At 63.8% G+C, this 13,780-nt stretch carries 14 protein-coding genes; 7 read left to right on the forward strand and 7 right to left on the reverse strand.

Translation table 11 applies throughout. The features are described from left to right. The first annotated feature begins 40 nt into the window (after window positions 1–40). Complete coding sequence (locus tag E5W87_RS26220) at window positions 41–463, forward strand: hypothetical protein (RefSeq protein ID WP_292404289.1); 423 nt, start codon at window positions 41–43, stop codon at window positions 461–463. 120 nt (window positions 464–583) lie between these two features. Here E5W87_RS26220 and E5W87_RS26225 read toward each other — a convergent pair whose 3' ends face one another. After that, the gene (locus tag E5W87_RS26225) at window positions 584–1,786 is read right to left on the reverse strand and encodes an MFS transporter (RefSeq protein WP_292404293.1); all 1,203 of its coding nucleotides are present in this window, start codon (window positions 1,784–1,786) and stop codon (window positions 584–586) included. Window positions 1,787–1,954: 168 nt separating this feature from the next. After that, window positions 1,955–2,446, reverse strand: a complete 492-nt coding sequence (locus E5W87_RS26230) for a hypothetical protein (protein WP_292404296.1) — start codon at window positions 2,444–2,446, stop codon at window positions 1,955–1,957. Window positions 2,447–2,555: 109 nt separating this feature from the next. Between E5W87_RS26230 and E5W87_RS26235 the strand changes: the two genes are divergently transcribed. Next, entirely contained in the window at window positions 2,556–2,987 is a 432-nt protein-coding gene (locus E5W87_RS26235) for a VOC family protein (protein ID WP_292404330.1), read from the forward strand. A gap of 69 nt (window positions 2,988–3,056) precedes the next feature. On the opposite strand, the gene E5W87_RS26240 is transcribed toward E5W87_RS26235, so the two are convergent. Then, a complete protein-coding gene (locus E5W87_RS26240) occupies window positions 3,057–3,950 on the reverse strand; it encodes a LysR family transcriptional regulator (RefSeq protein ID WP_292404299.1) in 894 nt (297 codons plus the stop codon). 97 nt (window positions 3,951–4,047) lie between these two features. Between E5W87_RS26240 and E5W87_RS26245 the strand changes: the two genes are divergently transcribed. Further along, window positions 4,048–4,797, forward strand: coding sequence for an SDR family NAD(P)-dependent oxidoreductase (locus E5W87_RS26245; RefSeq protein ID WP_292404303.1), 750 nt, complete (start codon window positions 4,048–4,050; stop codon window positions 4,795–4,797). 8 nt (window positions 4,798–4,805) lie between these two features. Here E5W87_RS26245 and E5W87_RS26250 read toward each other — a convergent pair whose 3' ends face one another. Continuing rightward, the gene (locus E5W87_RS26250) at window positions 4,806–5,267 is read right to left on the reverse strand and encodes an Lrp/AsnC ligand binding domain-containing protein (RefSeq protein ID WP_126105586.1); all 462 of its coding nucleotides are present in this window, start codon (window positions 5,265–5,267) and stop codon (window positions 4,806–4,808) included. 159 nt (window positions 5,268–5,426) lie between these two features. Here E5W87_RS26250 and E5W87_RS26255 point away from each other — a divergent pair, with 159 nt between their 5' ends. Further along, window positions 5,427–6,434, forward strand: a complete 1,008-nt coding sequence (locus tag E5W87_RS26255) for an ornithine cyclodeaminase family protein (RefSeq protein WP_292404306.1) — start codon at window positions 5,427–5,429, stop codon at window positions 6,432–6,434. Between the two features lie 183 nt (window positions 6,435–6,617). On the opposite strand, the gene E5W87_RS26260 is transcribed toward E5W87_RS26255, so the two are convergent. Then, window positions 6,618–7,550 (reverse strand): dimethylarginine dimethylaminohydrolase family protein, encoded by a 933-nt coding sequence (locus E5W87_RS26260; RefSeq protein ID WP_292404310.1) that lies wholly within the window; start codon window positions 7,548–7,550, stop codon window positions 6,618–6,620. A 22-nt stretch (window positions 7,551–7,572) separates the two neighbouring features. After that, window positions 7,573–9,168, reverse strand: coding sequence for an amidohydrolase (locus tag E5W87_RS26265; RefSeq protein ID WP_292404313.1), 1,596 nt, complete (start codon window positions 9,166–9,168; stop codon window positions 7,573–7,575). Window positions 9,169–9,243: 75 nt separating this feature from the next. On the opposite strand from E5W87_RS26265, the gene E5W87_RS26270 reads away from it, so the two are divergent. Beyond that, window positions 9,244–10,131, forward strand: a complete 888-nt coding sequence (locus E5W87_RS26270; RefSeq protein ID WP_095489195.1) for a LysR substrate-binding domain-containing protein — start codon at window positions 9,244–9,246, stop codon at window positions 10,129–10,131. 84 nt (window positions 10,132–10,215) lie between these two features. Next, on the forward strand, window positions 10,216–11,307 hold the full coding sequence (locus E5W87_RS26275; protein ID WP_292404318.1) for an ISAs1 family transposase: 1,092 nt from the start codon (window positions 10,216–10,218) through the stop codon (window positions 11,305–11,307). A 22-nt stretch (window positions 11,308–11,329) separates the two neighbouring features. Here E5W87_RS26275 and E5W87_RS26280 read toward each other — a convergent pair whose 3' ends face one another. Beyond that, a complete protein-coding gene (locus E5W87_RS26280; protein ID WP_292404321.1) occupies window positions 11,330–12,652 on the reverse strand; it encodes a DUF3422 family protein in 1,323 nt (440 codons plus the stop codon). Window positions 12,653–12,849: 197 nt separating this feature from the next. Here E5W87_RS26280 and E5W87_RS26285 point away from each other — a divergent pair, with 197 nt between their 5' ends. After that, the gene (locus tag E5W87_RS26285; RefSeq protein ID WP_292404325.1) at window positions 12,850–13,653 is read left to right on the forward strand and encodes a FadR/GntR family transcriptional regulator; all 804 of its coding nucleotides are present in this window, start codon (window positions 12,850–12,852) and stop codon (window positions 13,651–13,653) included. The last annotated feature ends 127 nt before the right edge of the window (window positions 13,654–13,780 follow it).

Below are 13,780 nucleotides of genomic sequence, written 5' to 3' on the forward strand. Positions count from 1 at the left end.
CCTGAACCGGCCGAAGCAGCTTGCCGCTTAGCGGTCAAGATTGTTCACGGTCGACGAAGTCGCCGGCGAGCCTGACGATCGGCCTGCGCCGGTGTTGGCCGAGCCCGAGCGGGCGCGTCTGGCAGACTACGTTGAGCGGTTCAACGCTCGCGACTTCGATACGATCCGCGATATGCTGGCCGACGACGTGCGGCTTGACCTCGTCAACCGGCTCCGTGCGAGTGGCCGCACAGGAGTGGGCCGGTACTTCCACAATTACGCGGGTATCCACGATTGGCAGCTGCTTCCAGGCTTGGTAGATCGGCACCCAGCCATTCTTGTGATCGATCCGGATGACTCGGCCGGAGGGCCAAAATACTTTATCCTACTGGAATGGGCAGCCGATAGATTGGTGAGGATTCGCGATTTTCGCTATGCGCGCTACACGCTTGACGGCGCCGAAATCGTTACTCTGCGAACATAGCAATTCGCATTTCAGAATACCGAACCGAGCACTGGCCAGACCGCTTCCCGGGAAGGCACCAGCTTTTTGGATCGCGGCCGCTTGCCATCCAAGCGGCCGCCCTTTTCCGCCGATCCTGCTTTAAGCCGGTTGCAACTCCCTGCGCGGCAGCCGCGGGAAGGCGATCGCCACCGCTACCGCGCCGAGCCCGACAAGGGCCGAGCCGATGAACAGCCAGGAATAGCTGGCATAGGCATCGAACACCATGCCTCCGGCGAGCGGGCCGAAGGCCATGCCGATGCTGGACAGCATGGTTACGGCACCAAACACCGTGCCGAGGATGCGCTGGCCGAAATATTCGCGCGCCAGCACCGCATAGAGCGGCATCACGCCGCCATAGGTGGCGCCGAAGATGATGGCGAGCGTGTAGAATTGGCCAAGCTCGCTGACGGCAAGATAGGCTGCGATGACCACGGCCTGTATCGCCAGACCGGTAATCAGCACCGGCTTGACCCCCAGCCTGTCGGCAAGCACGCCATATAGAAGCCTGCCGCCTAAGCCCGCCAGGCCTTCGATGCTATAGATGCTGACCGCCGCCATCGGCGCTATGCCGCACAGCATGGCATAGCTCACCATGTGAAAGATCGGTCCGGAATGCGCCGCGCAGCAGGCAAAGAAGGTTAGTGCCAGAACGATGAATTGCGGCGAGCGCAGCGCCTGTGGAACCGACATGCCGGTATCGTTGGCGGCAACATCCGCGGCGGCGCCGTCGGCGGCAGGCGTGGGCGGCTGGCGCACCAGCAATGCGGCCGGCACCAGCAGCGCCCACGCCGCGACGCCGATGACGAACATGGCGGTGCGCCAGTCATAGGCCGTGATCAGCCATTGCGCGAAGGGCGAGATCGTCATCGGCGCCACGCCCATGCCCGCCGAGACCAGGGAAACGGCCAAGCTGCGATTGGTGTCGAACCAAGCGGCGGTCAGCGCGATCATCGGCGCGAAGAAGGCGCTTGCCGCGAGGCCGACGAGCACGCCATAGGTGATCTGGAAGACAAGCAGCGAACCGGTGCGGCTGGCCAGCACCAGCGCCAGCCCGAGCAGCAACGCACCTGTCATCACAACTATGCGAGCACCGTAGCGATCGTAGATGGCGCCCCAGGCGAAGCCGCCGAGGCCCATCACCAGGAAGTTCAGCGTCATCGCGCTCGATATGCCGGCGCGCGACCAATCTGTGTCGAGCGCCATCGGTTCGAGGAAGATCGCCAGCGAGAACATCGCCCCGAGGGCGACACAGGTCATCAGGGCGCCAGCCGCGACAATGACCCACCGATAGGAAAGGCTCATGTTTTTCTCCCGAGATCGTTTGGACACGGCGCGACTTCTTTCGAGCTTCGTCACGCCGCTTGCGTCCGAAGGACGATGGCGGCATTTCGAATCCTACAATCCGGTTGCAATTTTTATCCAGTCGGTACGCCCCATAGCTGCAGGTTCGGCGAGTCGACAGGCCCCGGCTTAATGCATGGGGAACTCTTCTCTATCCCAGTCGAACGGACCTCGCCGCATGAACACCTCTAGGGCCTTCTCGGCGGCGATCCTGAGTCGCTCCCAAGATTCCGTGCCTATCAACTCCTCAAGCGATGGCAGTCGCTGCGGTGTGTCGTCGGAAGCGCTGTTCCAGACATCTCGAAACGCACGAAGCGCCTCTTGCTCGTCTTTGGAAAAGACCGGTTCGACATAGTGGTCGAGGATGCGATCGGACGCGTAGTCCTCCCACTGATTGAAAGCCTCGTGCGGTACATGAACTAGGGGGACGGTGGCCTGATATTCACGCTGTTCCTGAAATGAGGACACCCACGAGAAATAGCCAATGAGATGATTGCGGTATCTCTGGTTGAGAAGGATCGCGGAGATAGGCTCTTCGGTATCTTCCACGGCGTCGGTCATCGGCAGGTCCACTTCGAAACGAGACAGCACTTCCATCTTGTCATGAAGCGACGACGGCATCCACTCTGGCGCACCCGGAGGTCCCGGTTTGCGCGGCTACGCCATAACAATGCGCTGCGGAATTGACGAGGCGCTTTTCGACGATAGGTTTCGGATCGTGAATCCGGAGATAACAGTAATGGAACTTCATCGGGGCCGTCTCATTGACCACGTCCAGCTGGTGGTCAGGGATCTCAAGGCCAGCCGCCGCTTCTACGAGGCGGTTTTCAAGGTGCTCGATATTCCAATCGGCGGCAGCGCCGAGGATTATTTCTGGGCCGACGAACTGTTCATTTCCAGCATCGACAGCCGAGCCGCCCAGGGAAAGCTGACCGGACGCCACCACCTTGCCTTCCAGGCAAAGGACCGCGCTATGGTCGACGCCTTCTACAAGGCCGGCCTCGACGGCGGCGGCACGGACAATGGCGCACCGGGCGAGCGGCAGCACTACCATCCCGGCTACTATGCCGCCTTCCTGCTCGATCCCGACGGCAACAACATCGAGGCCGTCTTTCACGGGCCAGCCAACCGCAGCGCCGCTTCGGTGAAGATTACGTTCTGATCACCGGGTGACGACGGCAGAATCTTGCTTGCCATGGCATCGGATCGACTGCGGACGACATCCACTTGCCTATCGCGTCAGCGCCGCCATTTGGCTCGACAGGAAGTCGACGAACAGCCGGGCGCGGACCGGTAGCTGTCGCCCATACGCATGGACAATGTGCACCGGCATGGTCGGCATCGCCACCTCGGGCAGAATGCGGACCAGACGGCCGGTGTCGAGATCTTCCTGCACGGCAAACTGCATCAGATGCGCGATGCCGGCTCCGGCCAGCGCCGCTTGCCGGATGGCGCCGCCGTCGTCCGTATCGAGCCGCCCGTTCGGCACGATCACCGCGCCGCCGGCGAAGGTGACCGGATAAGGCCGCCCGGCCATCTGATAGCGGACGAAGTCGTGGCTCTGCAACGCCTCGACCGATGCCGGCCGGCCGCGCCGTTCGACATAGGCAGGCGACGCCGCCAGCACGATCGGCAGATTGGCGATTTTACGCGCGACGAGCCCGGTGTCCGACAGCGCCCCCATCCGCACCGCGACGTCATAGCCTTCGCGGATCAGGTCGGCATGGCGGTCGGTGACGCTGAGCTCCAGCTTCACTTCGCCGTGTTGAGCCAGGAACGCTTGCGCCCATGCGGCGATCAGGCCCCGCCCGAGTTCGACGGATGCCGTGACGCGCAGCAGGCCACGCGCCGTATCGGCCATCTGGACGATGTCCTCGGCATCGTCGAGCGCTCTGAGCAAAGGCGCGACCCGCTCGTAATAGGCGAGGCCTTCGCTGGTCAGTGCCAGCCGGCGCGTCGAGCGCTGGATCAGCCGTACGCCCAGCCGCCGCTCGAGCCGCGCTACGCTCTTCGATACCGCCGACGGGCTGGAGCCGACCAGCCGGCTGGCGGCATGGAACGAGCCGGCATCGACCGTGCGCACGAAGGCGACGAGACCGGCGGTCTTTTCGAGGATGGTGGTCATTCAAGAATTCCAGGCACGAAAGAACCGATCGATGCGACCCTAATACGCTATCCGATCACTATTAAATACCGCTCATCGTCAACGAAGGAGAGATTTGATGAGCAAGCTGAACGGCAAGGTGGCCATCGTCACCGGCGCCTCCAAGGGTATAGGCGCCGGCATCGCCAAGGGTCTTGCGGCGGCCGGTGCTGCCGTGATCGTCAACTATGCTTCGTCGCGGGAAGGTGCGGACCGCGTCGTTGCCGCGATCAAGGACGCAGGCGGCCGAGCCATTGCCGTCCACGGTGACGTGTCGCAAGCGGCCGACGTGCGCCGCCTGTTCGAGGCGGCCAAATCGTCGTTCGGCGCGGTGGACATCCTGGTCAACAATGCCGGCGTCTTCGCGTTCGAGCCGCTGGAAGCGGTGACCGAGGCCGAATTCCACCGTGAGTTCGACACCAATGTGCTGGGCACCATCCTGACCATCCGGGAAGCGGTGAACCACTTCGGCGCCGAGGGCGGCAGCGTCATCAACATCAGCTCGGTCGCCAGCCTCAACCCGCAGCCGAACTCGCTGGTCTACGCCGCCACCAAGGGCGCGGTGGATTCGATCACGCTGTCCATGTCGAGAGAACTGGGCGCCCGCAATATCCGCGTCAATGCCATTGCTCCGGGTGGCGTCGACACCGAAGGCCTGAAACGTATCGGCATCGTCGGCAGCAAGTTCGAGAAGCAGGTCATCGCCATGACCCCGCTCGGCCGCTTCGGCCGACCCGACGACATCGCCCGCATCGCGGTGTTCCTCGCCTCCGACGACGCGTCCTGGCTGACAGGCGAACGCATCACCGCCTCGGGGGGCTGGCGGTAGGCATCTGATCACACCGGCAAGAGGGCGTTCGGCTTGACATCAGCGATGGAGGCGAAGGTGTGCGTTTCGCGCACGCCGGGCAGTGGCAGGATGACCCGCTGCAGGAAGTCTTGGAACACCGCCATATCGGCGATCCGCGCCTTGACCAGATAGTCGAAGCCGCCAACCACCATATGGCACTCCAGAACCTCCGGAGCTTTCGCCACGGCTTCGGCGAAGCGGTCAAAGACATGCGGCGCCGTGTGGTCAAGCCGGACCTCAATGAACACCAGCGTTCCGCGGCCGACCTTGCGCGGATCGAGCACCGCCCTGACCGCGGTGATGAACCCGTCGCGGAACAGGCGCTTCACCCGCTGGCTGGTTCCGGTCGGCGAAAGCCCGACACGCCCGGCAAGATCAAGCGTCGTCCGGCGTCCGTCTTCCTGCAGCAGCCGGAGCAGGCTGCGGTCTATCTGGTCGAGGTCGCTCATTTCACAATCCACGCTATCTAAGGGATTTGTGTGTTTATTTCACGCAGAGACGCCGAAATCAACGTATTTCATCACATAAGATCTCGCAATAGCCTGCGCTTCCCTCACCCGCTAAAAGCAAACGTGGTGAGCCGATTTCGACGAACACAGGAGTGCAGGATGACCAAGGAAGCGTTCAGCCCAGCCGGCAGGAGTGCGGCGGAAATCAGCAAGGGAGCGACCGAGATCCTGGTGCTAAGCGAAACCGACGTGATGGAATGCATCGACCTCAGTCAGCTTCTCGATGTTCTGGAAGACGGCTTCAAGGCGCTGTCACAAGGCAAGGTCGTCAATCCACCCCGACCACAACTCGACATCCCCGGGGCCGGCTACAGCCTCGCCATGCCGGCCTGGATGGAGGGCATGAACCTGACCGTCAAGATCGTCAACGTTTTCGAAGGCAATTTGGCCAAGAACCTGCCCAGCCACCTTGCCACCATCAGCCTGTTCGATCCGCTGTCCGGCCTGCCGGTCTGCATCATGGACGGCACCTTCGTAACCGCGGTGCGAACCTCCGGCTCCGCCGTGCTGTCGGTGCGCGCGCTTGCGCGCCGGGATGCCAGGATAGCGACCGTGGTCGGCGCCGGCGTGCAGGCCAACCAGCACCTGCATCTGTTGCCGCTGGTGCGCGACTTTGCCGAAATCCGTGTCGCTTCAAAGAGCTTCGACGATGCGGCAGCGCTTGCCCGGCTGCATCCGTCGGTGGTGGCGGTCGCCGACCTCGAGGCGGCAGTACGCAGTTCCGACGTGGTGTGCCTGGCGACGCATTCCTACGAGCCGGTGATCAAGGCAAGCTGGGTCCAGCCGGGCACGCATGTTTCATCGGTCGGGGTGGCGCCGCCTGGCGGTGAAATGCCGATCGAGCTCATCGGCAAATCCAGTCTTTTTGTCGAAACCAAGGATGCGTTCAAACCGACCCCGGTCGGTTCTTGCGAGCTTGCCGGCTTCGATCCGGATTTCGGCACCGAGCTTGGCGCCATGTTGCTCGACCGCGCGCCGGGCCGCGTTTCGGATCAACAGATCACCACCTACAAGGCGATGGGCATTGCGATGGAAGACATGGTCGCCGCCGACCTCGCCTATCGTTGCGCCCGGCGTCTGCGCAAGGGAAAGCTCATCGTGCTGTAGCCGCGTGCCGCGAGTCAGGCGGGATCGACCTTCCTGACAATGGCGCTTTCGCGGAAGCGGCCGGGCTAGAGCAAGTTACCGGTTCTCTTGGAACCGGTAACTTGCTCTAGCTATCTGTTTTGCCGCATTTATGCGGACGTCAAATGATTCCATTTGACTGCAAATGCTCTAAAGGCCGGCCCCTCAGGCCGGCTCGCGCTTCAGCGCCTGCGCCATGCAGTGGATGCCGCCGCCGGTCTTCGAGATCTCGCTCATATCGACCGCCGCAACCTCGAAGCCGCGCGCCTTGAGCTGGCCGATCAGCGTCTGGCTGGACGTCGGCGCTATCACCCGGTCCTTGCCCAGCGACATGAAGTTGCAGCCCAGCGCCATCGTGTCCTGGAAAGGCACGTCGATGATTTCGTGGCCCTTACCCTTCAGCCAATCGACGATGCCCGGCTCCGTGCAGGCGAGGCAGACGGCGGTCAGTTTTTCGGCGACCGGCACCACCATCAGATCGATATGGACATAATATTCGTCGATGAAGGCGATGCGGGTCTCCCAGCCCTCCTTGTCGAACCAGGCCTGGACCTGGCGCGCGCCCTCCTCCTGGGTGCGGGCGCCGCCGCAGCCGATCAGCACCACGCCGTCCTCGATGACGTTGAAGTCGCCGCCCTCGAAGGTGCCTGCAGTGACCATGTCGTAGATCGGGATGCCGAGCTTCTCATAGGTGCGGATCGCGGCATAATTCTCCCCGCGCCGCCACCAGTTGGCCATCGCGGTGATGATGACGCCGTACGGCGTCATCACGCTGGAATCGCGGGAGTAGACCTGCATCGGCAGTTCCGGCGTCGGCTCGTGCCAGTGAATGTTGACGCCGAAATGCTCGTAGGCGGCAACCAGGTCCTTGTGCTGCGCCTGCGCGATCTGGACATTGCAGGGCGCCTCGCGCAGATGCTTGCGCGACAGCGAGCTGGTCGAGAGGTGGCGCAGGAAATTGGGCGAGCCGAGCAGCACGTCGGTCAGGACATCGGTCTCGTTGGAAAAGCCCCATGTGGTCAGCGGCTTGGTGCCGCCGGCCGGATTGCGGCGCTGCAGTGAAAACGGTTCTGCTACGATGCGGTCATGAACGGTCATGGGGTTCTCCTGGCTTGGGTGATCACGCGGCTTGCGGGTTGCTTGGTATCCACCAGTCCCGTCCGCGCGGGGTGGTGACATATTCCGGCCAGCGGAAATGAATCGGCGGGTCATAGTCGCAAAGCAGCGCCAGCCAGTTGCTGCCGCCAATGCCGCCACCGGTGCGGGCGACGAATTCGTCCATCGCCGCATCGCGGGCGGCCTTGTCTTCGAGCAGGCGAAGTGCTGCGAGTGCGATGGTCTTCGCGGCGCAGGTAACCATCGGATCGATCGTCGCAGAAATGCCGCCCAGCGCATTCATCGCCCAGGACGGATAAGCGTGGCCATTCTGCAAACGCAGCGCCGGGCGGGCGACGTAGAACCGCGCTGTCGGCGTGTGCCACGACATGTCGGTGTAATCGTCGGAGGTCGAATTGAGCTGCGACGGCGGCAGGTCGCGGCGCAGGATCGCCTCTGCGTCATGCGGCGCAATCAGCTGCTCCATCTCGGCGATGAACGGCTCGTCCGTCGCCGTGCCGCCGGCATTGACCTGGATTTCGCGGGCGATCGCCTTGGCCGCCTCGTCCCAGCGCGGCGGCCCGACGGTCGCCAGCGCATCGAAGGCAATGCCTGACATGACGTGATTGGCAAGCCCCGGCCGCGACTTCGACACCCAGTGCCGCTCATGGCGGCAGCCGCTCATTTTCGCGGCGGCTTCCGCATTGCGGTCGAGCACGGCGGTCACCTGCTCGGCCATGGCAAGCGTCGGCACGCGGATCATGTACTGGATTTCGGCCAGCCCCGCCGGCAGATTGTCGGCGGTTGCCTGTCCTGCCGTCAGGATCGCCTCGCTGATCGACCAACCGCCCTGATGCGGCAGCACGGAATCGCGCAGCGCCTTGGACGCCATGTACATCATCATGAGCGCGTCATTGGCGCCGGGAGCCCTGACCGCCGAATGCGCCTGCGGGATCGGCGCGCCATCGCTTGCGCGAACCCAATTTTCGGGTTCGTCGCACACAAAGCGGTAGATCATCGCATAGGCCGCGCCGCAATGCGTGTCCCAGCGCGCCGTGTTGCAGAGCGGCAGCATGTAGAAGGGATGGAAGGAGATCATGCCGGCGAGACCATCATAATAGCCCTTCGCCGCATGGATCGGCTTCGATCCCCGCACTTTCTCCGCAGGCTCGCCGGTGAAGCGCAGCGTACCCGGTATGCCATGGCGCTGCATCGCAGCTTTGGTCGCCAAAAGCCCGCTAAGGCTGGCAATGCCGAGGCCGGAATGCGGATCGGTGTGGCCACCGGCCTGTTCGCCAAGGCCCGGGCGTGGTCGCTTGACGGTCGCCGCGTCCTGGCAATTGCCGGGCACCGCGTCGTACTCGGCATACATGCCGATCGTGGGGCCGGCGCCATTGGTCCAGTGGGCGCAGAAGGCGGTCGGCATGCCGCCGGAGCCTTCCTCGACCGAAAAGCCCTCGTGCTTCAACTGCTCGACATACCAGGCGGCCGACTGGTATTCGCGCCAGGCGGTCTCGCCGAAGTCGAAGATGGTCCGCGTCCACGCCGACAGCGACGGCTGGATGTCGTCCAGACAGGCAAGCGCCGTCGCTTGGGCTGAGGTGGTCACCGGTTCCTCCATCGGTCAAAGAAAGCAGTGAAGCGCCTCGCCAAAAAGTGATATGTTTTCCCGGCTCATGCAAATTCGGTTCACCTCTTGAGAATTCCATCGACGCAGGCGCTGCGCGCCCTCGACAGTTTTGCCCGCCACGGCAGCGTCTGGCGCGCCGCCGACGAACTGCATCTGACCCGCAGCGCCGTCAGTCATCAATTGCGCCTGCTCGAACGCGATCTCGGCTTCGATCTGCTCGAGCGCATCGGCAAGGGCGTGGCGCTCACCCCGCGCGGCCAGCGTTACGCCAGCGACGTGCGCAAGGCGCTGACGGTGCTTGGCGATGCGGTGACGCGCCATGCCGGCACCGGCGTCGGCGGCTCGTTCAGCGTCAGTTGCACCCCGGGTTTCGCCTCGCTGTTCCTGTGCACTCACATTGGCGAATTCCGGCAGATGTATCCCGATGTCGCGCTGCGCATCCTGACGCCTCGGCGGCTGGACGATGTCAGCAATGCCGAGGCCGACGCCTTCATCGCCTTCGGCGTCGGCAACTGGCCGAACCGCGCCGTCGAGCTGTTGTGCGAAATCTCGTTTACGCCGCTGTGCAGCCCGACGCTGCTCAACAAGATCGGCGGCTTTTCCAAGCCCGCCGACGTGCTGCGCGCCAATCTGCTGCATCTCGGCGACACCGAGGACTGGGCGCGCTGGCTGGCACTGTCGAAGGTCGAGAATCCCGACATCGAGGGAGGCATCTTCTTTTCCGACATGAACCTGGTTTTCTCGGCGGCGATCGCCGGCCAAGGCATTGCCATGGGTGACGAACTGACCAGCCGCCGGGCGCTGAGCGAAGGCCGGCTGGTGCGCCCGTTCGACATCGCGATCAAATCGCCTCGCTCGTATTTTCTCGTGTCAGAGCATGCGAAGGCTGGGCATCCGGTGCTGAATGTTTTTAGTGGATGGTTGCGGTCGAAGCTGTCGGAGAACCAGCGTTAATCTCCCCCCCTTGAGGGCAGGGGAATCGCATATGGCGATTTTGGGGTTGAGTTTAGGCTGAGAAAGGATTCTTTGGAGAGGCAGTTGAGCGAAGGAGCGACTGCCATTTCCTGCCTTGAGAGCTATTTTGGCGCGGTGCCTGATCCACGCGCGCCCAACGCTACGCACCGGCTTGGCGACCTGATCGTGATGATGATCGCGGCAAGCCTGTGCGGCGCCAGCAATGCGACGGAGTTCGCCCTGTTCGCGCAAGAGCGCAAGCAGGTGCTGTCGCGGCTGATCGACTATGACGCGGCCCCCAGCCACGACACCTTCTCGCGGCTGCTGCGCCTGCTCGACCCGGAGGCCTTCGGTCGCGCCTTCGCCGCCTTTGCCGTAGCTTTTGCACGAGCCGGCCAAGAGACGCCTGAGGTGGTGTCGCTCGACGGCAAGGCTTTGCGGCGGGCCTACGAGAAGGGCTTGGCAGCCAGTCCGCCCTTGACGGTGTCGGCCTTCGCCGCCGAGACCCGGCTGTGCTTGGCGGCAGTCTCGCCGAGCGATGGTGAGAACGAAGTCGAGGCCGCGCTCAAAGTCATCGAACTCATTGATCTTACAGGTAGATTGATCACCGCCGACGCGCTCCATTGCCACACCCGCATGGCTGAGGCCATCACCCAAAGGGGTGGCGATTACCTGCTTGCGCTGAAGGGAAACCGCCGTCATTGGCTGCGCCGCGCTAACCTGCAACTGGCCGACGCCACCCCTTCCATTGCCGAGCGGACCGAGACCAGCCACGGCCGCAACGAGTGGCGGCAAGCCGAGATCGTGGCGGCGGCCGAGCCGCTGATGCCCGGCCACCAGGCTTTCATCCGCATCACCAGCCGACGCGATCAGACCAAGCCGTTGATGCGCCTGTTCATGGCCTCCACGCTTCTGTCGCCGCAGCAGGCGCTCGACCTCACCAGAGCTCATTGGCAGATCGAGAACGGCCTGCATTGGATGCTCGACGTACATCTCGATGAGGATCTCAGCCGTGCCCGCAAGGACAATGCTCCCGCCAACACAGCCCTCCTCAAGCGCCTCGCCAGAAACATCCTGCAAGCCGCCGATGCTCCCAACGTTCCTATCAGCCATCGCATCAAGAAATGCGCCTGGAATGACGACTACCTCATCAATGCCATCACTCATATGCGATAGCCCTGCCCTCGAGGGGGGGAGACTACTCGCCTGGATGCTTCGCCGGTTCTGAGTGCATGCGGCGGACACGGCGCACGCCCCACCAGACTAGCAGGATGGCGAGCGGCACCGAGGCGGCGGTGACGACCTCCGGTGCAAAGACATGGCCGAAGACCGAAACGCCCTTGGCGACGTAGCCGATGAGGCCGACGACATAATAGGAGACAGCGGCGACCGAGAGACCTTCCACCGTCTGCTGCAGACGCAATTGCAGACGGGCGCGGTTGTTCATCGACGCCAGCAGTCCGCGGTTCTGCTTCTCGACCTCGACGTCGACCCAGGTGCGCAGCAGCGTGGTGGCGCGGGTGAGCTTCGTCGACAGATTGGCCTGGCGCTCCTCGACCGAACGGCAAGTGCGCATGGCGGGGGCGACGCGACGCTGCAGGAACCCGCCCCAGGTATCATAGCCGGGCACCGCCTCTTCCTCCAACGCCTCCAGCCGTTCGCGGACGATGCCGTCATAAGCGCGGCTGGCGCCGAAGCGGTAGAGGCTGGAGGCGGCGTCAGCCTCCAGCTCGGCGGCCAGCTCGGTCAGATCGGCAAGCAGCGTCTGGCTGTCGCGGGTCTCCGCGACCTTCATTTCCAGCGTGGTCTGAGCCAGCCTGTCTTCGATGCGGCGGGCGCGACCGGACAAGGTCAGCGCCAGCGGCAGGCCAAGCATGGCCAGCGTGCGGTAGGTTTCTACATCGATCAGCCGCTGCGCCAGCGCGCCGGTGCGTGCCGGCGTCAGGCCGCGATCGAGTACCAGCATGCGGGTCATGCCGTCGCCGTCCTGGCGGAAATCGGTGATGATGGCGGCGTTGCCCCGCTCGACCAGCGAATAGCACAGGCTGGTCGGGTCGAAGCCGGCGATCAGCTTTTCGCTCGCCTGCGTCCATTTGCGGATTTCGAGCCTGATACCTGAAATCACCGTTCCCGGTGGCGAAAACCCGTTGCCGAAAGGCGAATCTTCCTGGTGCTGGCCGCTCCCGGAGAGCGGTCCTTCCCACAGATAGGTGGAGAATTCCGTGTGCCGTTCCCAGCGCAGCGAGCCCTTGCCCCACCTCATCGCGTGGTGGCGGGCGTGAGGGTCGGGCGTGGCAATGCCGAGGCGTTGCGACAGTTCGGAAAGCACGGCCTGGTCGACGCCGGACCCAGCTTCGGTCATGAAGGAAAGCTGCACCAGCACGCGCGGTTTCTCGACCAGCGGATGCGGACGGGCATGAACCTCGCCGAGCGCGCCAGGCCGTCCCTCATGTGCCGGAAAGCCCATGACACTGCCTTTGCCGCGCGGCTGGAATTCGAGATTGGACGGGTCGTCTGCCACGGCTGGTCCCCCGGGGCTTGGTGCAATCGCGTTCCTCTAGAGCCAATTGCCGGAGGACGCAAACAACAAGTTAGCCGAGGGCCATATGCCGCCGCGACGTCGAAACCGGGCAAACAGACGAATTGGATAAATAATTTGACCAGTTGGCGATGCAGGTTTTATCTAGCGCGACACCGGTTCAGTTCCCAGGCGGCCCGTTGAGCGACATTTTCTCCAGGATCGAGCATTCCCGCACCGCCGACGAGGTGGTGCAGCAGATCGAGAGCCTGATCCTCGAAGGCGTTCTGCGCACCGGCGACAGGCTGCCGGGCGAGCGCGAGCTGGCGCGCCGGTTCGAGGTGTCGCGGCCGATCCTGCGCGACGCGCTGAAGGCACTGGAGGGGCGTGGGTTGCTGACGACGCGGCCCGGCGGCGGCACCCATGTCGCCGACGTCATCGGCCAGCTGTTCACCAAGCCGGTGACGGACCTGATCTCCATGCACCGCAAGGCGGCGACCGACTATCTGGAATACCGCCGCGAGATCGAGGCGGTGGCGGCCGAGTATGCGGCGCGGCGAGCCACATCCGACGACCTGGCGCTGCTCGACCGCATCATGGCGCGCATGGACGAGGCGCACCGAACCGGCAACTTCGACGACGAGGCGGAAATCGACGTCGAGTTCCACCATGCGATCTGCGAATGCGCGCACAACATCATCCTCCTGCACACGCTGCGCTCGTGCTACCGGCTGCTGTCGGAGGGCGTGTTCCAGAACCGGCTCTTGGTGTTCAACGTGCCGGGCGCGCGCGAGGCGCTGCTTTCGCAGCACCGGGCTATCTACGCGGCGGTGAAGGCCGGCGATCCGGCGGCCGCACGGCAGGCGGCGATGGACCACATCACCCATGTCGAACGCGCCATGGCCGAGGCCGAGCGCAGCGGTGACTGGCAGCGTGTGTCGCGGCTGAGGCTCATGCAGCGTTCCGAAGCCGGCGACAGCGAGCCGGCAAGGAAACGGTCATGAGAGACCGTTTGGAAACTCTACTCTGGCGGCCATCTGACGGCGTTTTTTGCGCTTCCGGTGCTCACGGACCCAAATGTCCGCTGCGCTCCGGTTCTCGAAACCACCACCATATGACTCGCCAGAGCGA

Origin of the sequence: Mesorhizobium sp., from assembly GCF_004962925.1 — a bacterium.
Lineage (GTDB): Bacteria > Pseudomonadota > Alphaproteobacteria > Rhizobiales > Rhizobiaceae > Mesorhizobium.